The sequence below is a fragment of the Vibrio sp. 1580 genome, from assembly GCF_033340055.1.
Genome location: NZ_JAWOVT010000014.1, coordinates 14,459 through 35,723 on the forward strand (window position 1 = coordinate 14,459; position 21,265 = coordinate 35,723).

23 protein-coding genes are annotated in these 21,265 nt (G+C 45.0%); 13 read left to right on the forward strand and 10 right to left on the reverse strand.

Annotated features, from left to right (window positions below; all coding sequences use genetic code 11):
• The first annotated feature begins 116 nt into the window (after window positions 1–116).
• The 5 genes from pepA (at window position 117) to R7093_RS19585 (ending at window position 6,774) form a co-directional block, all read left to right on the forward strand.
• The gene (gene pepA / locus R7093_RS19565) at window positions 117–1,625 is read left to right on the forward strand and encodes a leucyl aminopeptidase (RefSeq protein WP_005381073.1); all 1,509 of its coding nucleotides are present in this window, start codon (window positions 117–119) and stop codon (window positions 1,623–1,625) included.
• A gap of 115 nt (window positions 1,626–1,740) precedes the next feature.
• Complete coding sequence (locus tag R7093_RS19570; RefSeq protein ID WP_031777270.1) at window positions 1,741–2,190, forward strand: DNA polymerase III subunit chi; 450 nt, start codon at window positions 1,741–1,743, stop codon at window positions 2,188–2,190.
• A gap of 96 nt (window positions 2,191–2,286) precedes the next feature.
• The gene (locus R7093_RS19575) at window positions 2,287–5,145 is read left to right on the forward strand and encodes a valine--tRNA ligase (RefSeq protein WP_047103615.1); all 2,859 of its coding nucleotides are present in this window, start codon (window positions 2,287–2,289) and stop codon (window positions 5,143–5,145) included.
• 203 nt (window positions 5,146–5,348) lie between these two features.
• Window positions 5,349–5,753 carry a DUF2061 domain-containing protein gene (locus tag R7093_RS19580; protein WP_005381078.1) on the forward strand — a complete coding sequence of 135 codons (405 nt, stop codon included), beginning with the start codon at window positions 5,349–5,351 and terminating at the stop codon, window positions 5,751–5,753.
• A gap of 115 nt (window positions 5,754–5,868) precedes the next feature.
• Complete coding sequence (locus R7093_RS19585; RefSeq protein WP_017636182.1) at window positions 5,869–6,774, forward strand: bifunctional helix-turn-helix transcriptional regulator/GNAT family N-acetyltransferase; 906 nt, start codon at window positions 5,869–5,871, stop codon at window positions 6,772–6,774.
• 19 nt (window positions 6,775–6,793) lie between these two features.
• Here R7093_RS19585 and R7093_RS19590 read toward each other — a convergent pair whose 3' ends face one another.
• Both R7093_RS19590 and rraB read right to left on the reverse strand, forming a co-directional pair.
• The gene (locus R7093_RS19590; protein WP_206958304.1) at window positions 6,794–7,594 is read right to left on the reverse strand and encodes a glycosyl hydrolase 2 galactose-binding domain-containing protein; all 801 of its coding nucleotides are present in this window, start codon (window positions 7,592–7,594) and stop codon (window positions 6,794–6,796) included.
• 154 nt (window positions 7,595–7,748) lie between these two features.
• Window positions 7,749–8,162: a ribonuclease E inhibitor RraB gene (rraB, locus tag R7093_RS19595; protein ID WP_005381081.1), complete on the reverse strand. Its 414-nt coding sequence runs from the start codon at window positions 8,160–8,162 to the stop codon at window positions 7,749–7,751.
• A 583-nt stretch (window positions 8,163–8,745) separates the two neighbouring features.
• Between rraB and arcA the strand changes: the two genes are divergently transcribed.
• From arcA to R7093_RS19625, 6 genes are all read left to right on the forward strand, one after another.
• Complete coding sequence (gene arcA, locus R7093_RS19600; RefSeq protein WP_005381082.1) at window positions 8,746–9,966, forward strand: arginine deiminase; 1,221 nt, start codon at window positions 8,746–8,748, stop codon at window positions 9,964–9,966.
• A 156-nt stretch (window positions 9,967–10,122) separates the two neighbouring features.
• Window positions 10,123–11,127 (forward strand): ornithine carbamoyltransferase, encoded by a 1,005-nt coding sequence (locus R7093_RS19605; RefSeq protein WP_064354319.1) that lies wholly within the window; start codon window positions 10,123–10,125, stop codon window positions 11,125–11,127.
• A 99-nt stretch (window positions 11,128–11,226) separates the two neighbouring features.
• Window positions 11,227–11,322, forward strand: a complete 96-nt coding sequence (locus R7093_RS19610; RefSeq protein WP_005381084.1) for a hypothetical protein — start codon at window positions 11,227–11,229, stop codon at window positions 11,320–11,322.
• A gap of 86 nt (window positions 11,323–11,408) precedes the next feature.
• Window positions 11,409–12,338, forward strand: coding sequence for an aspartate carbamoyltransferase (pyrB, locus tag R7093_RS19615; RefSeq protein WP_005381085.1), 930 nt, complete (start codon window positions 11,409–11,411; stop codon window positions 12,336–12,338).
• A gap of 15 nt (window positions 12,339–12,353) precedes the next feature.
• Complete coding sequence (gene pyrI, locus R7093_RS19620; RefSeq protein WP_005381086.1) at window positions 12,354–12,815, forward strand: aspartate carbamoyltransferase regulatory subunit; 462 nt, start codon at window positions 12,354–12,356, stop codon at window positions 12,813–12,815.
• 130 nt (window positions 12,816–12,945) lie between these two features.
• Window positions 12,946–13,335 (forward strand): RidA family protein, encoded by a 390-nt coding sequence (locus tag R7093_RS19625; RefSeq protein WP_318146785.1) that lies wholly within the window; start codon window positions 12,946–12,948, stop codon window positions 13,333–13,335.
• An 85-nt stretch (window positions 13,336–13,420) separates the two neighbouring features.
• On the opposite strand, the gene R7093_RS19630 is transcribed toward R7093_RS19625, so the two are convergent.
• The 8 genes from R7093_RS19630 to mlaF form a co-directional block, all read right to left on the reverse strand.
• Window positions 13,421–14,146: a 1-acylglycerol-3-phosphate O-acyltransferase gene (locus R7093_RS19630; protein WP_171343292.1), complete on the reverse strand. Its 726-nt coding sequence runs from the start codon at window positions 14,144–14,146 to the stop codon at window positions 13,421–13,423.
• 155 nt (window positions 14,147–14,301) lie between these two features.
• Window positions 14,302–15,558 (reverse strand): UDP-N-acetylglucosamine 1-carboxyvinyltransferase, encoded by a 1,257-nt coding sequence (gene murA, locus R7093_RS19635; protein ID WP_005388419.1) that lies wholly within the window; start codon window positions 15,556–15,558, stop codon window positions 14,302–14,304.
• Window positions 15,559–15,567: 9 nt separating this feature from the next.
• Window positions 15,568–15,822, reverse strand: a complete 255-nt coding sequence (ibaG, locus tag R7093_RS19640) for a BolA family iron metabolism protein IbaG (protein ID WP_005381092.1) — start codon at window positions 15,820–15,822, stop codon at window positions 15,568–15,570.
• 3 nt (window positions 15,823–15,825) lie between these two features.
• Window positions 15,826–16,146 carry a lipid asymmetry maintenance protein MlaB gene (locus tag R7093_RS19645; RefSeq protein WP_005381093.1) on the reverse strand — a complete coding sequence of 107 codons (321 nt, stop codon included), beginning with the start codon at window positions 16,144–16,146 and terminating at the stop codon, window positions 15,826–15,828.
• Entirely contained in the window at window positions 16,146–16,784 is a 639-nt protein-coding gene (mlaC, locus tag R7093_RS19650; RefSeq protein ID WP_318081488.1) for a phospholipid-binding protein MlaC, read from the reverse strand. The genes R7093_RS19645 and mlaC overlap by 1 nt, the downstream gene beginning before the upstream one ends.
• Before the next feature lie 2 nt (window positions 16,785–16,786).
• Window positions 16,787–17,275 carry an outer membrane lipid asymmetry maintenance protein MlaD gene (mlaD, locus tag R7093_RS19655; protein ID WP_005381099.1) on the reverse strand — a complete coding sequence of 163 codons (489 nt, stop codon included), beginning with the start codon at window positions 17,273–17,275 and terminating at the stop codon, window positions 16,787–16,789.
• 2 nt (window positions 17,276–17,277) lie between these two features.
• Window positions 17,278–18,069, reverse strand: coding sequence for a lipid asymmetry maintenance ABC transporter permease subunit MlaE (gene mlaE / locus R7093_RS19660; RefSeq protein WP_025767616.1), 792 nt, complete (start codon window positions 18,067–18,069; stop codon window positions 17,278–17,280).
• Window positions 18,059–18,862, reverse strand: coding sequence for a phospholipid ABC transporter ATP-binding protein MlaF (mlaF, locus tag R7093_RS19665; RefSeq protein WP_005388422.1), 804 nt, complete (start codon window positions 18,860–18,862; stop codon window positions 18,059–18,061). The genes mlaE and mlaF overlap by 11 nt, the downstream gene beginning before the upstream one ends.
• A 374-nt stretch (window positions 18,863–19,236) precedes the next feature.
• Here mlaF and R7093_RS19670 point away from each other — a divergent pair, with 374 nt between their 5' ends.
• Together R7093_RS19670 and kdsD are read left to right on the forward strand one after the other, a co-directional pair.
• Window positions 19,237–20,202, forward strand: a complete 966-nt coding sequence (locus tag R7093_RS19670; protein WP_005381102.1) for a calcium/sodium antiporter — start codon at window positions 19,237–19,239, stop codon at window positions 20,200–20,202.
• 29 nt (window positions 20,203–20,231) lie between these two features.
• On the forward strand, window positions 20,232–21,203 hold the full coding sequence (gene kdsD, locus R7093_RS19675) for an arabinose-5-phosphate isomerase KdsD (protein WP_005381104.1): 972 nt from the start codon (window positions 20,232–20,234) through the stop codon (window positions 21,201–21,203).
• The last annotated feature ends 62 nt before the right edge of the window (window positions 21,204–21,265 follow it).

The following is a 21,265-nucleotide window of genomic DNA, read 5'->3' on the forward strand; positions in this document are numbered from 1 at the left end:
AACTAGATGTTAGTCGCTTAATCAGCTCTGCATGTAAGCCTGGAGCTAAAATTCAACAAGTAAGCGATCATTATCTAACATTTAGAGCAATTTGTCTTCAGGATGTAGGAGTACGCATGGAGTTCAGTGTAAAAAGTGGCAGTCCAGAGAAACAACGTAGCGCATGTATCGTTGTTGGTGTGTTTGAACCACGTCGCCTTTCTCCAGTAGCCGAACAACTTGATAAAATCAGTGACGGTTACATCAGTTCACTACTTCGCCGTGGTGATCTAGAGGGTAAACCTGGTCAGATGCTGCTACTGCATCAAGTACCAGGTGTTTTGTCAGAGCGCGTTTTACTTGTCGGTTGCGGCAAAGAGCGTGAACTTGGCGAGCGCCAGTACAAGGAAATCATTCAAAAGACGATCAGCACACTTAACGAGACAGGCTCAATGGAAGCGGTATGTTTCCTAACTGAACTGCATGTTAAGGGTCGTGATACATACTGGAAAGTGCGCCAGGCTGTAGAAGCGACTAAAGATGGTCTATACACATTTAATCAATTCAAGAGCGTGAAACCTGAGACTCGCCGCCCACTGCGCAAGCTTGTTTTCAACGTACCAACGCGTCGTGAATTGAACTTGGGTGAAAAAGCAATCACTCATGGTCTTGCTATCGCATCAGGTGTCAAAGCCTCAAAAGACCTTGGCAACATGCCGCCAAACGTAGCTAATCCAGCTTACCTTGCTTCTCAAGCTCGTCGTCTAGCGGACGATTACGAAACCGTAACCACCAAAATTATTGGTGAGCAAGAGATGGAAAAACTGGGTATGACCTCTTACCTAGCAGTAGGCCGTGGTTCTAAAAACGAATCTATGATGTCTATCATCGAGTACAAAGGTAACCCTGACTCAGATGCAAAACCGATTGTGCTCGTAGGTAAAGGTCTAACCTTCGACTCAGGCGGTATCTCTCTAAAGCCGGGCGAAGGTATGGATGAGATGAAGTACGACATGTGTGGTGCGGCATCGGTATTCGGTACAATGAAAGCGCTAGCGAAGCTAAACCTACCAATCAACGTTATTGGTGTTCTAGCGGGCTGTGAAAACATGCCTGGCAGCAACGCTTACCGTCCAGGTGACATCCTAACGACCATGTCTGGTCAAACTGTAGAAGTTCTGAACACGGATGCTGAAGGCCGTCTTGTTCTTTGTGACGCACTGACTTACGTAGAGCGTTTCGAACCAGACTGCGTGGTTGACGTTGCAACGCTAACTGGTGCTTGTGTTATCGCACTAGGCCACCATATCAGCGGTGTAATCTCTAACCACAACCCTCTTTCTCATGAGCTAGTAAACGCTTCTGAGCAAGCGAGTGACCGTGCATGGCGTCTACCAATGGCAGACGAGTACCACGAACAGTTGAAGAGCCCGTTTGCGGATATGGCAAACATTGGTGGTCGCCCTGGTGGCACAATTACTGCGGGTTGCTTCTTATCTAAGTTCGCGAAGAAGTATAACTGGGCACACGTCGATATCGCAGGTACCGCGTGGAAATCAGGCGCAGCGAAAGGCTCAACGGGCCGTCCTGTCTCAATGCTTGTCCAATTCCTTTTGAACCGCAGCGGCCAAGAGACAGAAGAGTAATTTCTGAACAGAATCTAAAAGGGCCGCAAGGCCCTTTTTTATTATCCTAATTTTCTAAAATGAAAGTGGGACTTAAGATGGTCTTAGGAAGAGACCCAAGGCAAGTGAGAGAATGATGCAAACTGCAACCTTCTACATCATTAACGAAGAGAGCCCGCAAGCAACGGTGGCTGGCTTTGAAGAATACATCGTGTTTTTGGCTCAGCACTTTGCTCGCCAAGGCGCTAAAGTGTATTTAAACTGCCAAGACAAACCACACGCCGAGCAGCTCGCTGAAGCCTTTTGGCAAGTTGATGCAGACAAGTTCATGGCACATAACCTCGTAGGCGAGGGACCGAAATACGCCACCAATATTGAAATCGGCCATGAAGGTGTAAAACCTAATTGGAACCGTCAGCTGGTAATTAATTTGGCGGAAAATGAGACAACCTTTGCGAACAAGTTTGCTCAAGTGGTAGACTTCGTGCCCTGCGAAGAAAAAGCTAAACAACTCGCAAGAGAAAGATATAAAATTTACCGTCAAGCAGGTTACCAGCTGCAAACGATCGAAATTCAATATCCTTAACGGTCAATCCTTATAGTTAAGGCGATCTTGTTAAGATCCCTCACTTATAAAGATTGACTAAGATTCAACCATCAACGTATCCATTAAAAGAGCGCTATGGAAAAGACATACAACCCAACTTCAATCGAACAAGCTCTGTATCAGACTTGGGAAGAGAAAGGCTACTTTAAGCCACACGGTGACACTACTAAAGAATCATACAGCATCATGATCCCGCCACCGAACGTCACTGGTAGCCTACACATGGGCCACGCGTTCCAAGATACGATCATGGATACGCTTATCCGTTGTGAACGTATGAAGGGTAAAAACACCCTTTGGCAAGTAGGTACTGACCACGCTGGTATCGCAACTCAGATGGTTGTTGAGCGTAAGATCGCTGCAGAAGAAGGCAAAACAAAACACGATTACGGTCGTGAAGCTTTCATCGACAAAATCTGGGAATGGAAAGGCGAATCTGGCGGCACTATCACTAAGCAGCTTCGTCGTCTTGGCGCATCTGTAGACTGGGATCGTGAACGCTTTACGATGGACGATGGTCTATCTAACGCCGTTCAAGAAGTCTTCGTACGTCTATACGAAGACGATCTAATCTACCGCGGTAAGCGTCTGGTTAACTGGGATCCAAAGCTACACACAGCGATTTCAGATCTAGAAGTAGAGAACAAAGACACTAAAGGCCACATGTGGCACTTCCGCTACCCACTAGCAGATGGCGCTAGAACAGCCGATGGCAAAGACTACATCGTTGTTGCAACGACTCGTCCAGAGACCGTGCTAGGCGATACGGGTGTTGCAGTTAACCCAGAAGATCCACGTTACAAAGATCTTATCGGTAAAGAAATCATCCTTCCTATCGTTGATCGTCGCATCCCAATCGTGGGCGATGAGCACGCAGATATGGAAAAAGGTACTGGCTGTGTGAAAATCACACCTGCGCACGACTTCAACGACTACGAAGTAGGTAAGCGCCACCAGCTACCAATGATCAACATTCTGACTTTCGACGCAAACATCCGTGATGCTTCTGAAGTATTCAACACCAACGGCGAAGCAAGCGACGCTTACAGCACTGAGCTACCAGCTAAATACCACGGTATGGAGCGTTTTGCCGCTCGTAAAGCTATCGTTGCTGAATTCGACGAGCTAGGCCTACTTGAAGAAGTGAAAGATCACGATCTACAAGTTCCTTACGGCGACCGTGGTGGCGTGGTTATCGAACCAATGCTAACTGACCAATGGTACGTACGTACTGCGCCTCTAGCGAAAACTGCAGTTGAAGCAGTAGAAAACGGCGACATCCAATTTGTTCCTAAGCAGTACGAAAACATGTACTTCTCTTGGATGCGTGACGTTCAAGACTGGTGTATCTCTCGTCAGCTATGGTGGGGTCACCGCATCCCAGCTTGGTACGACAACCAAGGTAATGTTTACGTAGGTCGCACTGAAGAAGAAGTTCGTAAGAACAACAACCTAGAGTCAGTCATTGAACTGCACCAAGACGAAGACGTACTGGATACGTGGTTCTCTTCTGCACTATGGACATTCGGTACTCAAGGTTGGCCAGAGCAAACTGACGACCTGAAAGTATTCCACCCTTCAGACGTTCTAGTAACTGGTTTCGACATCATCTTCTTCTGGGTTGCGCGCATGATCATGATGACCATGCACTTCGTGAAAGACGAAAACGGCAAGCCACAAGTACCATTTAAGACGGTTTACGTTACTGGTCTAATCCGTGACGAAAACGGCGACAAGATGTCTAAGTCGAAAGGTAACGTCCTTGATCCAATCGACATGATCGATGGTATCGACCTAGAGTCTCTCGTAGAGAAGCGTTGTGGCAACATGATGCAGCCTCAACTAGCGAAGAAGATCGAGAAGAACACTCGTAAGACGTTTGAAAACGGTATCGAAGCATACGGTACAGACGCACTGCGTTTCACTCTTGCAGCAATGGCATCAACAGGTCGCGACATCAACTGGGATATGAAGCGTCTTGAGGGTTACCGTAACTTCTGTAACAAACTATGGAACGCAAGCCGTTACGTAATGATGAACACAGAAGAGCAAGATTGTGGCTTCAACGGTGGTGAGATTGAATACTCACTAGCAGACAAGTGGATCGAGTCTCAGTTTGAACTCGCAGCGAAAGCGTTTAACAACCATATCGACAACTTCCGTCTAGATATGGCTGCGAACACGCTTTACGAATTCATCTGGAACCAATTCTGTGACTGGTACCTAGAGCTTACTAAGCCAGTTCTATGGAAAGGTACTGAAGCACAACAGCGTGGTACTCGTCGTACATTAATCACGGTTCTTGAGAAGACTCTACGTCTAGCTCACCCAGTGATTCCTTACATCACTGAAACTATCTGGCAAAGCATCAAGCCATTAGTTGAAGGTGTAGAAGGCGAGACAATCATGCTGCAAGCACTGCCTCAATTCGACGAAGCAAACTTCAACCAAGAAGCGCTAGACGACATTGAATGGGTGAAAGCGTTCATTACCAGCATCCGTAACCTACGTGCTGAATACGACATCAACCCTGGTAAGCCGCTTGACGTTATGCTGAAAGCAGCAAATGCAGAAGATGCCTCTCGTCTAGAAGCAAGCAAGCAAGTACTGATGTCACTAGCGAAGCTAGAAGCAGTACGCGTGCTTGAAGCTGGCGAACAAACTCCAGCGTGTGCAACGGCACTGGTTGGCAAGTCTGAGCTGATGATCCCAATGGCAGGTCTGATCGACAAAGATGCTGAGCTTGCTCGTCTAGATGGCGAAATCAAGAAGACTCACGGCGAAATCAAGCGTATCGAAGGCAAACTAGGTAACGAAGGCTTCGTAGCGAAAGCACCTGAAGCAGTTGTTGCTAAAGAGCGTGAGAAGCTTGAAGGCTACAAAGAAACGCTAGCTAAGCTAGAAGAGCAGAAGACAACGATCGCTGCGCTTTAAGCCTCAGTGAAAGAGAAGAATTAGCACTTCTCACTTTTTGGTTCAAAAGGTTGGTCATCATGGCCAACCTTTTTTGTATACATTTCACCAAAACCATCATCAATAGCTTCCCCCTATCACAACAATACTCATTACCCATTAGCATTAATGAGAATTATTATCGATAATAAGCTCATCGAAACAAACACGATTGAGTAATTATCATGAAAAAGACACTAACTTTCGCAGCACTGCATTTTACTATCGCATTTAGTGTCGCTTACGTACTCACAGGCGACATTCTAATTGGTAGTTTAATTGCCATGATTGAGCCTTCAGTGAACACCGTAGCCTTCTACTTTCATGAAAAGGCATGGGCAAAAGTCCCAGCACTTAAAGCTCGTCAGTGGATGACCAAATTAAAAACCGCAAGCTTTGCGACCGTGCACTTCAGCGTCGCTTTTACCGTGGTTTACTTACTAACAGGTGATGCATTCGTCGGCGGCGTAATGGCGATGCTAGAGCCGAGTTTGAACACGGTGGCTTACTACTTCCACGAGAAAGTATGGATGCGTAAATCATCAGAAAAAGCTCCAGCACCGCAGTTTTGTTTACATCACCACGCTTAAATATGGAGGCTCACTACGTCTCCTAACGAGAAAAATGACATTTACCATTGACAAGGTTGCGCACCGCAATTAATTTAATTGCGGTGCGCAACTTTATTTTTAGAGGTAAGTGATAATGAACGCTCGTCAACTTCGACACTACTCCCGTCAAGCCGTCCGATTGCTTGGTATGCTTGATAAACAATGCGGCGATGTCGCTCTCACTCCAGTGCAAGCGCACGCATTGGGTGAAATCCAATTGCAGCCATTGACCATCAATCAGCTGGCACAGCAGCTTAATGTCGACAAGTCCAACGCGAGCCGAACCGTTACTGGTTTGATTAAATTAGGTTTGGTCGAGAGCATCGAAAACCCAAAAGACAAACGTAGTCAACTCGTAGCGATTACAGAGCAAGGCCAACAGGCGTTATCACAACTGGACCAACAGCAAAACCACTTCTTTGAACAACTGCTTACCCAACTCGATGACAGCGAGCAAGAGCAACTCAAACTTGGTCTAGAGACTTACCTAAAAGGGCTAACAAAAGTGTGTCAGGCTGAGGAATACGTTCTTCGACCTCTTACTAAAGCAGACAACCCGCAAGTCGCAGATGTGATTCGTAAAGTCTCTGCAGAATACGGCTTAACCGCAGACAAAGGTTATGGTGTGGCCGATCCAACGCTTGATGATATGTATTCGGTGTACAATCAAAACAGGGCCGCCTATTGGGTCATTGAACATCGCGGAGAGATCGTTGGTGGCGGTGGCTTTGCCCCTTTAGCTGGCGAGCCAAATGTGTGTGAACTACAAAAGATGTACTTCTTACCTCAAACACGAGGACACGGTTTAGCCAAACGCATCGTCGCATTGAGCTTACAATTGGCGAAACAATTTGGGTATCAGCAGTGCTATTTAGAGACAACTGAATGTCTGAGAGAAGCGGTAAGCTTGTATGAAAAGCTAGGCTTTGAGCATCTCGATGCCCCGCTTGGACAAACAGGGCATGATGCATGTGAAGTCGTAATGCTTAAGATGCTGTAATAGATAATATTATTAGACGTTAAAGCACAACATGGGTAACACAAAGCTCCTGGCTCAAGGCAACAGTGAAGTTTTGGTGCTGCCCATCCAACTCAACAGACAACTGGTAGAGATCACTTGGATCAGGATCAGTAAGATCGGCATACTTTGGCGCTTCGATCTGGAATAAAGCGCTCGCATGCTCCGCTCGGACATCAATAGGAATATGGTAAGTCATGCCATTGAACTTAACCGATGCCGATACTAAACCCGGCGCAAAAGTTTGGTAGTACAAATCCACCTTAAACTCACAACCACCACCGTGGTGCCAAATCTGTTCAGTAGCCACGCGGTCTAAACGCACATTGCGAATGAACTGCAGATACGGTTCTTGCCATACCCCTAAGCGCTCATCACTTTTTTTATATTCATGATCTGCAAGTAAACACAACTCCGGTTTATCCTCATCCAACAGAAGATCTTCTTCTTCCTCAAGGAATAGGATCTCAAAACGGTTGCGCCCCATCTGCATGAACGGGCGAATGTCTTTCTTGTAGACATTTTGAGAACCGTCACAGTCAAACAATGCTACTCCGTTCAAACGCACTTCTGCATGGTAATCCACACCACCCAACACCATTTCTACCACTGGGAATGCCATCATGGATTCGTCCACTTCAATGTCATGCATCAGGTGCCACTCTTGCTGACGAATTGCTTCTTCTGTCAGTTCAGCTGGCAATACCTGACTCAAAGGAGCAGGGAAAGTAATGTCATCCTGTGGGATAGAAAGGTCCGTCAGTGGAGAGACTTGCCATAAACCGGCGAGTGAGAGTTGCATATACACCTTGAGCTAGATCAATTTTCACGCATTATAGGGAGAAATCCCCTATAAACTCAATGTGAATTATTTATCGCCTCCACATTCGTCAGTTTTTCAAGGAATAAAAAAACCAGCGTTAAACGCTGGTTTTTCCAAAAGTAGTGAGCTTTGATTACTCGTCGTCTTCATCTTCTTCAGGGTAAAGCGCATCTTCGCCTTCGTAGTACGTACCCCAACCGTCATAGATGATGTCGTATTTTTCTGCCAAGTGAATCAATTTTTCAACTTGCGCATCAATCGCTTCTGCGTCTAGTGCGGACTCCATCGTCGCATCACAGCAAAGCAACTTGTTACCATCTTCATCTTCAGTTTCTTCTGCTTCAAGAACTTCAAAGCCCATCTTGAATGCTTCAACTACCGCTTTTTCTAGCGTGTCAAAATCTTCGGCAAACAGGTGGTGCTCAATTTCGTATAGCGAATCTGGATCGCTGCCATCTTCTAGCAATGCTGCAATGATATCGCGAGTCTCTTCCTTTTGAATCTCAATTAATTCTTCTACTGATAGATATTCATCTTCGTGAGACATGTTTTGGCTCCAGATTAGTTACTTGATGGAAACACAATACCCGATACTGAGTATGCTGATCCGGTGAAATATGGCATGGATTGCGATGAAAAGCCACAAACAAACATCATACCACTGCGATTCTTATCGGTTATTTGAATCTAAATATTAAACCGACCACACAAAGAAACAAAAAATTAACAAAGAATGGCATTTTTTAATATTCAGAACATCCTAATTGACACTTAATGTGGTTATTTTCTCTTTCTATGCGTGTTTATGATGCTTTTTTGAATACACTCACGTGTAAAACGAAGAAGCATAACGAATAAATTCACTTTAATAATGCATAATTTAGAATAAAAATGCACGTTTTATGCACTGTGCGTGTATTCTTTCTCAACGGGAAAATTAGAATAAAAACGCACGCACTCTAATTTTAGTAAAATAGCATTTATATCTAATAATAAATTTCATAAGAATCAAAATAAAAATAAAAAACTCACAAAACCAGAAACACCAGAATATAAACAAAGCTTGATAACTTGCATCTTTCTAGGAAGCTTGTCATAACTAATGGCTGGAAAATTTGTAAGGATACAAAATGAGCAAGCTGTACGTTGGATCAGAAGTTGGTCAACTTCGACGAGTTCTATTAAATCGCCCTGAACGCGCCCTAACCCACTTAACTCCGTCAAACTGTCATGAGTTGCTATTTGATGACGTTCTTGCTGTAGAAGCGGCAGGTGAAGAGCACGATGCATTCGCACGTACGCTGCGCGAGCAAGACGTTGAAGTGCTTCTCCTCCACGATTTACTGGTCGAAACCCTCGCCGTTCCAGAAGCAAAACAATGGCTGCTGAACACTCAGATTTCTGACTTTCGCTACGGGCCAACATTTGCGCGAGACCTACGCCAATACTTTTCAGAAATGGATGATGAACATCTTGCCTGCATCTTTTTAGGTGGCTTAGCTTACTCAGAGCTACCGATCTCCTCATCTTCTATGCTGCCAAAAATGAAGCGTCCTCTCGACTTTGTTATTGAGCCACTGCCTAATCACCTCTTCACTCGTGATACCTCGTGTTGGGTTTATGGCGGCGTTTCTCTTAACCCGATGATGATGCCTGCACGTCAACGTGAAACAAACCACCTACGTGCGATTTATCGTTGGCACCCAATTTTTGCTGGCCAAGATTTTATCAAATACTTCGGTGACGATGATCTGCATTATGATAATGCGAATGTCGAAGGCGGTGATGTGTTGGTTATTGGTAAAGGTGCAGTTCTTATCGGTATGTCTGAGCGTACGACTGCGCAAGGTGTAGAGAACCTTGCAGCGAGCCTATTTAAAGCAGGCCAAGCTACCGAGGTGATTGCAATTGATCTGCCTAAACACCGCTCATGTATGCATTTAGACACTGTGATGACCCATATGGATGTAGATACTTTCTCTGTCTACCCAGAGATCATGCGCAAAGATCTCGACACATGGCGCTTAACACCAAAAGGCAACGGTGAAATGCATGTTGAAGCCTCACATAACTATCTGCACGCGATTGAGTCCGCTCTTGGCTTAGATCAGCTGAAAATCATCACCACTGGTGGCGACAGCTATGAAGCGGAACGCGAACAATGGAATGATGCCAATAACGTTCTAACTGTAAAACCGGGCGTAGTAATTGGTTACGAACGCAACGTATACACCAACGAAAAATACGATAAAGCTGGCATCAAAGTACTGACAGTACCTGGTAACGAGCTTGGTCGTGGTCGCGGTGGCGCTCGCTGTATGAGCTGTCCAATAGAACGAGACGATATATAACTTACTCGTCCCTTTACATTAGGTGAATCAAAACTAAGGTTGATGTGAATACATCAACCTTTTTTTACTTTATTTAAAAATAATTATTCACAATAAAAGCATTTATATGTTTTAATGAATTCTATTAATCTAATCACATGTACTAAGGGACGAGCTATGGCTTTCAATTTACGTAACCGCAACTTTTTGAAGCTATTGGACTTCTCAACCAAAGAAATCCAGTTTTTGCTCGAACTGTCTGCAGAGCTGAAAAAAGCTAAATATGCAGGAACAGAGCAGAAGACACTTCAAGGTAAAAACATCGCACTAATCTTTGAGAAATCTTCGACTCGTACCCGATGTGCGTTTGAAGTCGCTGCCTTTGACCAAGGTGCTCAAGTCTCTTACATCGGCCCTTCTGGCTCGCAGATCGGTCATAAGGAATCGATGAAAGACACCGCTCGTGTTCTTGGTCGTATGTACGACGGGATTGAATACCGAGGCTTTGGCCAATCCATTGTTGAAGAGCTTGGTACTTATGCTGGTGTTCCAGTGTGGAATGGTTTAACGGATGAGTTCCACCCAACCCAGATCCTTGCTGACTTCCTGACCATGCAAGAGCACGGCCGTGGTAAACAGCTACATGAAATAACCTTCGCTTACCTAGGTGATGCACGCAACAACATGGGTAACTCACTTATGGTGGGCGCAGCGAAAATGGGCATGGATATTCGCCTTGTCGCGCCAAAAGCGTTCTGGCCTGAAGAACAGCTCGTGGCAACTTGTCAAACTATCGCGCAACAAACCGGAGCAAAAATCACGTTAACAGAAAGCGTTGAGGAAGGTGTGAAAGGTTGTGACTTCCTATACACCGACGTTTGGGTGTCTATGGGTGAGTCTGCCGAGGCATGGGATGAACGTGTAGCGTTAATGACACCTTATCAAATCAATATGGACGTGATTAAGCAAACGGGTAATCCACATGTGAAATTCATGCACTGCCTTCCAGCTTTCCACAATGATGAAACCACCGTCGGCAAAGAAGTCGCTGAAAAATACGGTATGAAAGGCCTTGAAGTAACAGAAGAGGTATTTGAATCGGAATACTCCATCGTATTCGACGAAGCAGAAAACCGTATGCATACCATCAAAGCCGTGATGGTTGCGACGCTAGGAAGCTAAACCAGTGCGCAAAAACAGCCGATAAAAACCATGATGTAATCGCTTGCGCTCACGAAAGTTAAGCGTATAATGCTCGGCAATTTGTCTGAGGATTAAGAAATGACCACGCTGATTGCTGACGTAAAAACGCGATTTGCTCTCGCTAAGCGACTACGCTTACGTGGTGTTATTTTCGTTAATTCTATTGAATTTTAAAACCTCCCCATTGGGGAGGTTTTTTTATGTCCAAAATTCCTTTCGGTTATTTGGATGTAGTCATCAATGTTATAGGGAAGAAGATCATGGCGAACTCGCTTTACCAGAAGCACATCATCTCTATTCCAGAGCTTTCACGCGAAGAACTGGAACTTATCGTAGAAACAGCAGGTAGCCTTAAAAAAGCACCTCGACCAGAACTGATTAAAAACAAAGTCGTTGCAAGTTGTTTCTTTGAACCATCAACACGTACACGTTTATCGTTTGAAACAGCGATTCAGCGCATTGGTGGTGACGTGATTGGCTTTGATAATGATGGTAATACCTCTCTGGCGAAAAAAGGCGAAACACTCGCAGATTCAGTACAAGTCATCTCTTCTTACGTCGATGCCTTTGTGATGCGTCATCCACAAGAAGGCGCCGCTCGCTTGGCATCTGAATTTTCAAATGGCGTGCCAGTGATCAACGCGGGCGACGGTGCAAACCAACACCCAACTCAAACGCTACTCGACCTATACACCATCGCGGAAACACAAGGGCGTCTAGACAACCTGAACGTCGCATTCGTAGGTGACCTAAAATATGGCCGCACAGTGCACTCACTGACTCAAGCCTTAGCAAAGTTTAACAACATCCGCTTCTTCTTTGTTGCACCAGATGCGCTGGCAATGCCAGATTACATCTGCGAAGAACTAGACGAAGCTGGCATTCAATATAGCCTACACACAGACATGGAAAGTGTGATTCCTGAACTGGATATTCTGTACATGACTCGCGTACAGAAAGAACGCTTTGACGAATCGGAATACGCACATATTAAGTCGGCTTACATCCTAACGGCGGCACTACTAGAAGGCGCGCGTGAGAACTTGAAAGTACTGCACCCACTACCACGTGTGGATGAAATCACAACTGATGTTGATAAAACGCCTCATGCTTACTTCTTCCAGCAAGCTCAAAATGGCGTGTATGCTCGCCAAGCACTGCTGGCGCTTGTTCTAAACGAAACACTGTAATCGAGGGGAAAAATCATGGCTAAAGAGACTCAATTGCAGGTAGAAGCAATCAAAAATGGTACGGTCATCGACCACATCCCTGCGCAAATCGGCATCAAAGTATTAAGACTGTTCGATATGCACAATTCATCACAACGCGTAACGATTGGACTGAACTTGCCATCATCAGCACTCGGTCATAAAGATCTACTCAAAATCGAAAATGTGTTTATCAATGAAGAGCAAGCGAGCAAGCTAGCGTTGTATGCTCCTCACGCGACCGTGAATCAAATCGAGAATTATGAAGTGGTGAAAAAGCTCGCGTTAGAGCTTCCTGAGCGTATCAATGATGTATTTGAATGCCCGAATTCAAACTGTATTTCTCATAATGAACCAGTAGAAAGCAGCTTTAGCGTGTTCGAGAAGAAACAAGAAATCCGCCTAAAGTGTAAATACTGCGAGAAAGTGTTCTCACGCGAGATCGTAACCGAGCGATAAACACGCCGCACGACTAGGCTGTGATACGTTTAAAATACCCTGCAATGTCAGGGTATTTTGCTCTTTACCTACCGAGGGTTTAGAGGCAAACTGAGAATCTTTATTCCCTACAACTGATGGAAAAAATCAAATGACGAAAGTACTTCACACTGAGTCTGCACCAGCAGCAATCGGTCCTTACGTTCAAGGCGTAGATCTAGGTAACATGGTTCTTACTTCAGGCCAAATCCCAGTAAACCCAGCGACAGGTGAAGTGTCTGCTGATATCGCAGAACAAGCTCGTCAGTCTCTAGAAAACGTAAAGGCTGTAGTTGAATCTTCAGGTCTTAAAGTATCTGATATTGTAAAGCTAACGGTTTTTGTTAAAGACCTAAATGACTTTGGCACAGTGAACGAAGTTTACGGCAAGTTCTTTGATGAGCACAGCGTAGCAAACTACCCTGCACGCTCTTGTGTAGAAGTGGCTCGCCTACCAAAAGATGTTGGCATCGAGATTGAAGCAATCGCTGTTCGCAAATAATTGCACTTGCTGACAAACATAAAAAAACGGGTAGCTCAGGCTACCCGCTTTTTATTGTCTTTTCGTGATGATATCGCAGTAAAACTTAAGCAGCGTTGCGCTGTTTGACTTCTTCATCTAACGATTCAAGCTTCTCTTTCATCTGTTCACGACAGGTATTCGCTAACTCGCGAATGCCCTCTTTACCATAGCCTTCAGTGCTGATTGGAGGTAGCATTTCAACAATCACATGACCATTGTTCCAACGGTTCAGCTTAATTTTATTCGTCGAGCTACATACGATAGGAATGATTGGCACACCTGCACCAATTGCCGCATGAAAAGCACCTGTTTTGAATGGAAGCAAACCACGCCCACGAGAACGCGTGCCTTCTGGGAACATCCACACCGAAACATCACTTTCTTTCATGCTGCTCACGACCTGATCGATAGTACCTTTTGCTTTAGAACGATTCGCTCGGTCAATCAGAATGTTACCCGTAAGCCAGTAAAGCTGACCAAACAGTGGCATCCAAGCCAAGCTCTTTTTACCTACTGTCACAACTTTCGGAGTCACAGCCGCAGAAACAGTAAACATGTCCCAGTTGTTCTGGTGGTTAGCAATGTAAACATGTTGGCCGCGTGAATACGCATCTTCAGGGATACGCAACTCTAACTTAATCCCAAACACACGAGACATCTTGGCAAACAAACGGCCAAAAGTGAAAACGTGCTTAGGGTTTCTAGGGCTTAATAGGCAGTAACCACAACCACCAATAAACATAACAATCGCAAAGATAGCGACAGCAAATACACGTAACAGTGCAATCATTCTTGTTCTCCAGGAACCGGCTTTTGCCAGATACAGCTATTAATATCTCTCTTTCCATAAAGGGAAAATATGGTCATGAGAGTGATATAAAAAAGCCGAAACTCAGGTTTCGGCTCTCTTGATATCCAAGTTACCTGCGGTGCAGTTTAACTTGCCTAGCTCACTCGCTCAATATTTGCGCCAAGTGCAGCCAGTTTATTTTCGATTTTGTCGTAACCACGGTCGATATGGTAAATACGATCAACGACGGTTTCGCCTTTAGCAATGCAACCTGCAATAACCAAACTAGCCGAAGCTCGTAGATCGGTTGCCATCACTTGCGCACCGCTGAGTGACTCAACATCACCACAGATAACCGTATTGCCTTCGATCTCAGCTTTAGCGCCCATACGCATGAGTTCTGGTACGTGCATAAAGCGGTTTTCAAAGATAGTCTCAGTGATTACGCCGCCACCTTTCGCCATCATGTTCAGTAGCGTAAATTGAGCTTGCATATCCGTCGGGAAACCAGGATGTGGCGCAGTACGTACACTTACCGCTTTTAGCTCGCGGTCGGTCATATCAACGGAGATCCAATCTTCACCCGTTTCGACAAGCGCGCCAGCTTCTTCCAGCTTGGCGAGAACCGCTTCAAGCAAATGAGCATTAGTGTTGCGACATACCACTTTACCGCCAGATACTGCTGCTGCGACAAGGAATGTTCCCGTCTCAATACGGTCAGCAACCACGTTGTGTTTACAACCGCCTAAGCGCTCAACACCTTCAATCGTAATGGTATCTGTGCCAGCGCCAGAGATTTTTGCGCCAAGCTTATTTAGGAAATCAGCGGTATCGACGATTTCAGGCTCACGCGCAGCGTTATCTAGTGTTGTTGTGCCTTCCGCCAGCGCTGCGGCACACATGATGGTGATCGTCGCGCCTACGCTGACTTTATCCATCACGATGTGCGCGCCTTTTAGACGACCATCCACTTCTGCTTTCACATAACCATCTTCTAATGTAATGGTTGCGCCAAGCTGCTCTAAACCAGAAATATGCAGATCCACAGGACGGGCACCGATGGCACAACCGCCTGGTAAAGAAACCTGACCTTGACCAAAGCGCGCCACCAAAGGACCTAAAGCCCAAATAGAAGCACGCATGGTTTTCACTAAATCATAAGGCGCGCAGTATTCTGTAATACTGCTTGGATCAACATGAACAGAGCCATTGCGGCTTACTTTCGCGCCTAAACGCTTAAGCAATTCCATGGTTGTGTCGATATCACGAAGGTGTGGTACGTTTGCCACTTCTACTGGCTCTTCCGCCAAGATAGACGCAAATAAAATCGGCAGTGCTGCGTTTTTTGCACCTGAAATGGTCACTTCACCAACTAGTGGTTTATCTGACCCAATAACTCGAAACTTTTCCATCAATAAACCTTAAAGCGACATCAATTTCTTATCACGAGCCCACTCTTCTGGTGTGAACGCTTTGATTGATAATGCGTGAATGTCGTTACGCTGGATGTATTCCATCAGAGGAGCATAAATTAGCTGCTGCTTCTTAACGCGGCTCATTCCATCGAAACAAGCATCAACAGCAACCACTTCATAGTGGCTACCTTCACCTTTCACATGCACTTCTTGAAGGTTTAGTGCTTCTTCTAATAACTGTTGTACTTTTGCGCTATCCACAATTTACCCCTGATAATTCTGTATGTGTTTGGCCACTAAAGATTCAACATTGCTCAGTTGAAACAAAGTGCGCAGTTGCGCCGGCACGAAACTGAGCATTATATGACAGTTTTGCTTTTTTGCATGCTCTAATAAGTGGATTAACATCACCATTCCTGCAGAGTCGACGCGCTCTATCTCTTTTAGCGAGCATTCCAGCTCCGATTGAGCAGGTTGCCATTGCTGTGCATACGCCCACAATGAAGGCACTGTATCTCTATCAAGTGCCCCTGTTAGCTTAAGAATGTTTTGATCCAATTGCCACTGAGCGGGAGTCTGGGCCATTATTTCTTCGCCTCGAAGCGGATCGGTTCTGCGGCCAATTTTTCTAGGTCTTTAGCAACAGATAGAATACCTTCTTGACGAATTTTACTGTTCCATTCGGATTGTTTACTAGAAAGCAAACTAATGCCCTCTGCAATCATATCGAATGCTTCCCACTCACCAGACTGGTTGTCTTTACGCAGTTTAAACTCAAGTTTGATGTTTGGACGCGGAGTATCGATGATATCAACTTTAATGCTTGTAATACGCTTAGAGTCATCAATGCTAGGCTCAGGACCAAACTCAATTTTTTGGTCAGAGTATTGCGTCAACACTTGTGCATAAGACGCAATCAGGTACACACGAAATGCATCGATAAACTCAAGTACATCTTCACGCTTAGCACCTTTTAAGTTTGGACCAAGAAGTTTTAACCCTGCATAGCGGTAGTTGACGTAAGGCATTAGCTCTTCTTCAACGATCACTTTAAGTAAATTTGGATCTTGTTTGATTTTCGGCTGTTCGGCTTTCAATCTTTCGAACGTGACTTCAGCTACCTGCTTCATCATCTTATAAGGTTCAGTTTTATCCACCTCTGCTGCTGTTGCTCCAAAGACGCTAAACACAGCACAAACTGAAAGTAGTAATCTCGCTAACATAGTTATTCCTTACTTGAGTCGTCTGAACCACCTACGCTGTATAGTACTTGACCAATTAAGTCTTCAAGCACAAGCGCCGATTTGGTGTCTTCGATGGTATCACCATCCACCAGCATGACTTCATCATCAAAAACGAAGCCAGGTACTAAACCAATGTATTGCTCACCAATCAGGCCAGATGTCAAAATTTGTACGCTCGACGTTTCTGGGAACTGATTGTATTTACTATTGATAGATAGTGTTACAACTGGCAATAAGTTGTCTGGGTTAAGCGAAATACTACTTACTCGACCAATCACAACGCCCCCCACTTTTACGGGCGAACGAACTTTTAAACTGCCAATATTATCGAACTCGGCTTTGAGGGTATAAGTATCACCAGAGCCAATGCTTTTTACGTCAGCAACTTGAAAAATCATCACAAGAATCGCGCAAATTCCCGCTAATACAAAGCTGCCAACCCATAATTCAGTTTTACGTGTTTGTTGCATGATTAATTCCCAAACATCAATGCGGTCAGTACAAAGTCTAATCCTAGTACTGCTAAAGAAGAATGCACAACAGTGCGCGTAGTTGCTCGGCTGATCCCTTCCGATGTTGGAATAGCATCATAACCGTTAAATAGAGCGACCCAAGTAACCGTAATTGCAAACGCAAAACATTTGATCATACTGTTACCAATGTCTTGTCCTAGCTCAACAGAGGACTGCATCGCTGACCAAAAACTGCCGTGATCAACGCCTTTCCAGTCAACACCAACAAGCTGAGCGCCCCAAATTCCCACAGCCATGAAAATCATAGCCAGTAAAGGCATTGAGATAACCCCAGCCCAAAACCGTGGTGCAATCACTCGTTTCAATGGGTCTACCGCCATCATTTCAAGGCTAGACAGTTGTTCCGTTGCTTTCATTAGACCTATCTCTGCGGTTAACGCAGAACCGGCACGACCAGCAAACAAAAGTGCAGTAACAACAGGTCCTAATTCACGGAGTAACGAAAGCGCTACCATTTGCCCCAAACTGCCTTCTGCGCCGTAATCCACCAACACAACATAGCCTTGTAGACTCAAAACCATTCCAATAAACAGACCAGATACGACGATGATCGCTAGCGACTGAACACCTACAGAATAAAGTTGCTTAACAAGCAGAGGAAAGCTTTTGATCGGTTGTGGCTTAGAAAATAGCGCCCCAATCAACATGAAAGTCGCACGACCAAATGCTCCGCAAATAGAAAGCGTGCGTCGACCCAGCGAGGCGACAAAGTGAATGAAGTTATCGACCATCAAATAAGTCCTTTTCGATACTTTGAGAAGGGAAACGAAACGGTACAGGACCGTCGGCATCACCTTGTAAGAACTGCTGGACACGAGGATCAGAGTTTTGAGTCAGCTCTTCTGGCGTACCATAGGCGATGATTTTTCCATCGGCCATCAGGTATACCCAGTCAGCAATACTCATGACTTCAGGTACGTCGTGAGAAACCACAATAGAGGTCAAACCTAACGCTTGGTTTAGATTGCTAATTAGCTCAACCAAAACGCCCATAGTGATTGGGTCTTGCCCCACAAACGGCTCATCGTACATGATCAGGTCAGGATCAAGTGCGATTGCACGAGCCAAAGCAGCGCGTCTTGCCATACCACCTGAAAGCTCACTCGGCATTAATTGCGCCGCGCCGCGCAGACCGACAGCTTCGAGCTTGAGTAACACCATGGTGCGAATCAAATCTTCCGATAAATCGGTATGCTCTCTCAATGGAAAGGCGACATTATCAAAAACATTCAAATCAGTGAATAAAGCCCCTGACTGGAACAACATGCTCATTTTCTTTCGAGCATGGTAGAGTTTTTTACGCGAGAGAGAGGGAATATTGTCGCCATCAAACCAGATCTCTCCTTGCTCGGGATACAACTGACCACCAATCAAACGCAGCAGTGTTGTTTTACCAATTCCCGATGGTCCCATAATGGCCGTCACTTTGCCCTCAGGAACATGCAGATCAATATCATCAAAGATCATGCGTTCTCCCCGTGAAAAAGTGAGGTTGTTCACGGTGACTAAATCGTTGTTCGACATATCATCTCTTCTACTGTAGGAGCGTTGCAACTCACGGAATCATCAAGCAGATACTCATCGGAGTTGAATTCTACGTTTAATAAAGTAACGTCGGTACATTTATTAGGCTGCAATCATAAGCACATTGGCGTTGAATTTAAAGCACTGTTCAATTAAATAAAGTCGAGTATATCCCTGCAATTTCTCATGGTTTATGACCGAATTAGCACGAAGTGTTTAAATCCTAGACCAGAATTGCTCATTTAAATGAGTGAGATTTACATACATTTTCGTTACTAACCTTTAATTTATTCTTCGTTTATCTTCCATTTTAGGCCGCAAAAGGTCAAAATTAGCGGTTATTCATTTTACTTATTTAATACTTAGGAATTCTCATGCTCGAAGCCGTTGCGTTGCTTATAGTCGGTCTTGTTTTGCTTGTTTGGAGTGCAGATAAACTTGTTTTTGGCTCTGCAGCGATAGCCCGCAACGTCGGTATTTCCCCGCTTGTCATCGGCATGACAATCCTCGCGATGGGCTCATCCGCCCCTGAGATGATGGTATCTGCAACCGCTGCTTGGGATGGCAAAACAGATACAGCGGTGGGTAACGTATTAGGCTCAAACATAGCGAACATTGCGTTAATCCTAGGTATTACAGCGCTGATCAAGCCTTTGTCGATTAGCTCCGCCGTCATCCGCCGAGAACTTCCACTCATGATAGCCGTAACCGTACTCGCTGGTATTCTGCTTTGGAATAGCCATCTCGGTTTTTATGAGGGTGTCTTATTGTTTGTACTCTTTGGGGCATTTTTATTTGCTATGTTGCAAATCAGCCGCAAAGAGCAAAAATCAGGTGATGTTTTTCTTGATGACCAAGAGTCAGAGATCCCAGAAGGCGTCAGTAACCCTAAAGCAATCATGTGGGTGGTTATTGGCTTGATACTGCTTCCTTTGGCAGCCAGCATGCTGGTTGATAACGCGGTAATTATTGCTAAACACTTTGGTATGAGCGACCTTGTTATCGGTCTAACTATTATCGCCATTGGCACTAGCCTGCCAGAACTAGCCGCATCACTTGCGGGAGTTTTAAAGGGTGAAGACGACATGGCTGTCGGTAACATTATCGGTTCGAATGTGTTTAACATTCTGGCGGTAATGGGGATTCCTGGCATCATTAATCCATCGGTGCTCAGTGAGTACGCGATGGGACGTGACTTCTGGGTCATGTTAGGCGTTTCATTGTTACTTGTCGCGATGTGTTTGGGTAAATCACGCAGTATTAACCGTATTGAAGGTGCCATCTTGTTTGTGTGCTTCTTAGGTTACCAAGTGTACTTATTCGCAAACATGACCGCTTAATTACCACGATCAATAAGTAGAGATCTGATATGTCCAATCAATTTGATTTTCGCGCTGCTGCTAAACAAGTTCTTGATATCGAAGTTGCTGCTCTGCAAGAGCTAGATACCTACTTTGATGATCAATTTGAAAAAGCGTGTGAACTTATCCTTTCCAACAACGGCAAAGTTGTCGTTATGGGTATTGGCAAGTCAGGCCATATTGGTAACAAGATTGCCGCCACTCTGGCAAGCACTGGGACTTCGGCGTTTTTCGTTCATCCAGGCGAAGCCGCACATGGTGACTTGGGTATGATTAGCCCTGGTGACATTGTGCTGGCAATTTCTAACTCTGGTGAATCAAACGAAATTCTGTCTCTATTTCCAGTATTAAAGCGCCTGAATATTAAGATCATCAGCATGACAGGTAAGCCAGAATCAAATATGGCCAAGCTGTCTGACTTACACCTGCAAATTACGGTACCTCAAGAAGCTTGTCCGTTAGGCCTGGCGCCAACTAGCAGTACGACTGCCACATTAGTGATGGGAGATGCATTAGCCGTAGCTCTGCTTCAAGCTCGTGGTTTTTCTGCCGAAGATTTTGCCCTATCTCACCCAGGTGGTGCACTGGGGAGAAAACTGCTACTTAAGTTGTCTGATATTATGCACTTTGGAGAAGCGTTACCTAAAGTTTCTCCTGACGCATTAATTCGTGATGCCCTGCTTGAAATTTCAGAAAAGGGGTTAGGCATGACAGCCATCGTCGATGAGCACGATGCTATGCTTGGTATATTCACCGATGGTGATTTACGTCGTACCTTAGACAAGCGTATCGATATTCATACGACGGCAATTGGCGAGGTCATGACGACAAACCCAACCACAGCACACCCTGATATGCTGGCGGTTGAAGGTTTGAACTTGATGCAGAATAAAAACATTAACGCTCTGATTTTATGTAAAGACGAAAAAATTGTGGGTGCACTGAACATGCACGATTTACTAAAAGCTGGCGTGATGTAATATCAGCACAAACATTTAAATCATTTATTAGACGAATAAAGGCAATGGTCAGGGAAGTACTG

Excerpts from the sequence above, each read along its gene's own strand:
- pepA (WP_005381073.1), top strand. The coding sequence starts at position 117 with ATGGAGTTCAGTGTAAAAAGTGGCAGTCCAGAGAAACAACGTAGCGCA.
- R7093_RS19570 (WP_031777270.1), top strand. The coding sequence starts at position 1,741 with ATGCAAACTGCAACCTTCTACATCATTAACGAAGAGAGCCCGCAAGCA.
- R7093_RS19575 (WP_047103615.1), top strand. The coding sequence starts at position 2,287 with ATGGAAAAGACATACAACCCAACTTCAATCGAACAAGCTCTGTATCAG.
- R7093_RS19580 (WP_005381078.1), top strand. The coding sequence starts at position 5,349 with ATGAAAAAGACACTAACTTTCGCAGCACTGCATTTTACTATCGCATTT.
- R7093_RS19585 (WP_017636182.1), top strand. The coding sequence starts at position 5,869 with ATGAACGCTCGTCAACTTCGACACTACTCCCGTCAAGCCGTCCGATTG.
- R7093_RS19590 (WP_206958304.1), bottom strand. The coding sequence starts at position 7,594 with ATGCAACTCTCACTCGCCGGTTTATGGCAAGTCTCTCCACTGACGGAC.
- rraB (WP_005381081.1), bottom strand. The coding sequence starts at position 8,162 with ATGTCTCACGAAGATGAATATCTATCAGTAGAAGAATTAATTGAGATT.
- arcA (WP_005381082.1), top strand. The coding sequence starts at position 8,746 with ATGAGCAAGCTGTACGTTGGATCAGAAGTTGGTCAACTTCGACGAGTT.
- R7093_RS19605 (WP_064354319.1), top strand. The coding sequence starts at position 10,123 with ATGGCTTTCAATTTACGTAACCGCAACTTTTTGAAGCTATTGGACTTC.
- R7093_RS19610 (WP_005381084.1), top strand. The coding sequence starts at position 11,227 with ATGACCACGCTGATTGCTGACGTAAAAACGCGATTTGCTCTCGCTAAG.
- pyrB (WP_005381085.1), top strand. The coding sequence starts at position 11,409 with ATGGCGAACTCGCTTTACCAGAAGCACATCATCTCTATTCCAGAGCTT.
- pyrI (WP_005381086.1), top strand. The coding sequence starts at position 12,354 with ATGGCTAAAGAGACTCAATTGCAGGTAGAAGCAATCAAAAATGGTACG.
- R7093_RS19625 (WP_318146785.1), top strand. The coding sequence starts at position 12,946 with ATGACGAAAGTACTTCACACTGAGTCTGCACCAGCAGCAATCGGTCCT.
- R7093_RS19630 (WP_171343292.1), bottom strand. The coding sequence starts at position 14,146 with ATGATTGCACTGTTACGTGTATTTGCTGTCGCTATCTTTGCGATTGTT.
- murA (WP_005388419.1), bottom strand. The coding sequence starts at position 15,558 with ATGGAAAAGTTTCGAGTTATTGGGTCAGATAAACCACTAGTTGGTGAA.
- R7093_RS19645 (WP_005381093.1), bottom strand. The coding sequence starts at position 16,146 with ATGGCCCAGACTCCCGCTCAGTGGCAATTGGATCAAAACATTCTTAAG.
- mlaC (WP_318081488.1), bottom strand. The coding sequence starts at position 16,784 with ATGTTAGCGAGATTACTACTTTCAGTTTGTGCTGTGTTTAGCGTCTTT.
- mlaD (WP_005381099.1), bottom strand. The coding sequence starts at position 17,275 with ATGCAACAAACACGTAAAACTGAATTATGGGTTGGCAGCTTTGTATTA.
- mlaE (WP_025767616.1), bottom strand. The coding sequence starts at position 18,069 with ATGGTCGATAACTTCATTCACTTTGTCGCCTCGCTGGGTCGACGCACG.
- mlaF (WP_005388422.1), bottom strand. The coding sequence starts at position 18,862 with ATGTCGAACAACGATTTAGTCACCGTGAACAACCTCACTTTTTCACGG.
- R7093_RS19670 (WP_005381102.1), top strand. The coding sequence starts at position 19,237 with ATGCTCGAAGCCGTTGCGTTGCTTATAGTCGGTCTTGTTTTGCTTGTT.
- kdsD (WP_005381104.1), top strand. The coding sequence starts at position 20,232 with ATGTCCAATCAATTTGATTTTCGCGCTGCTGCTAAACAAGTTCTTGAT.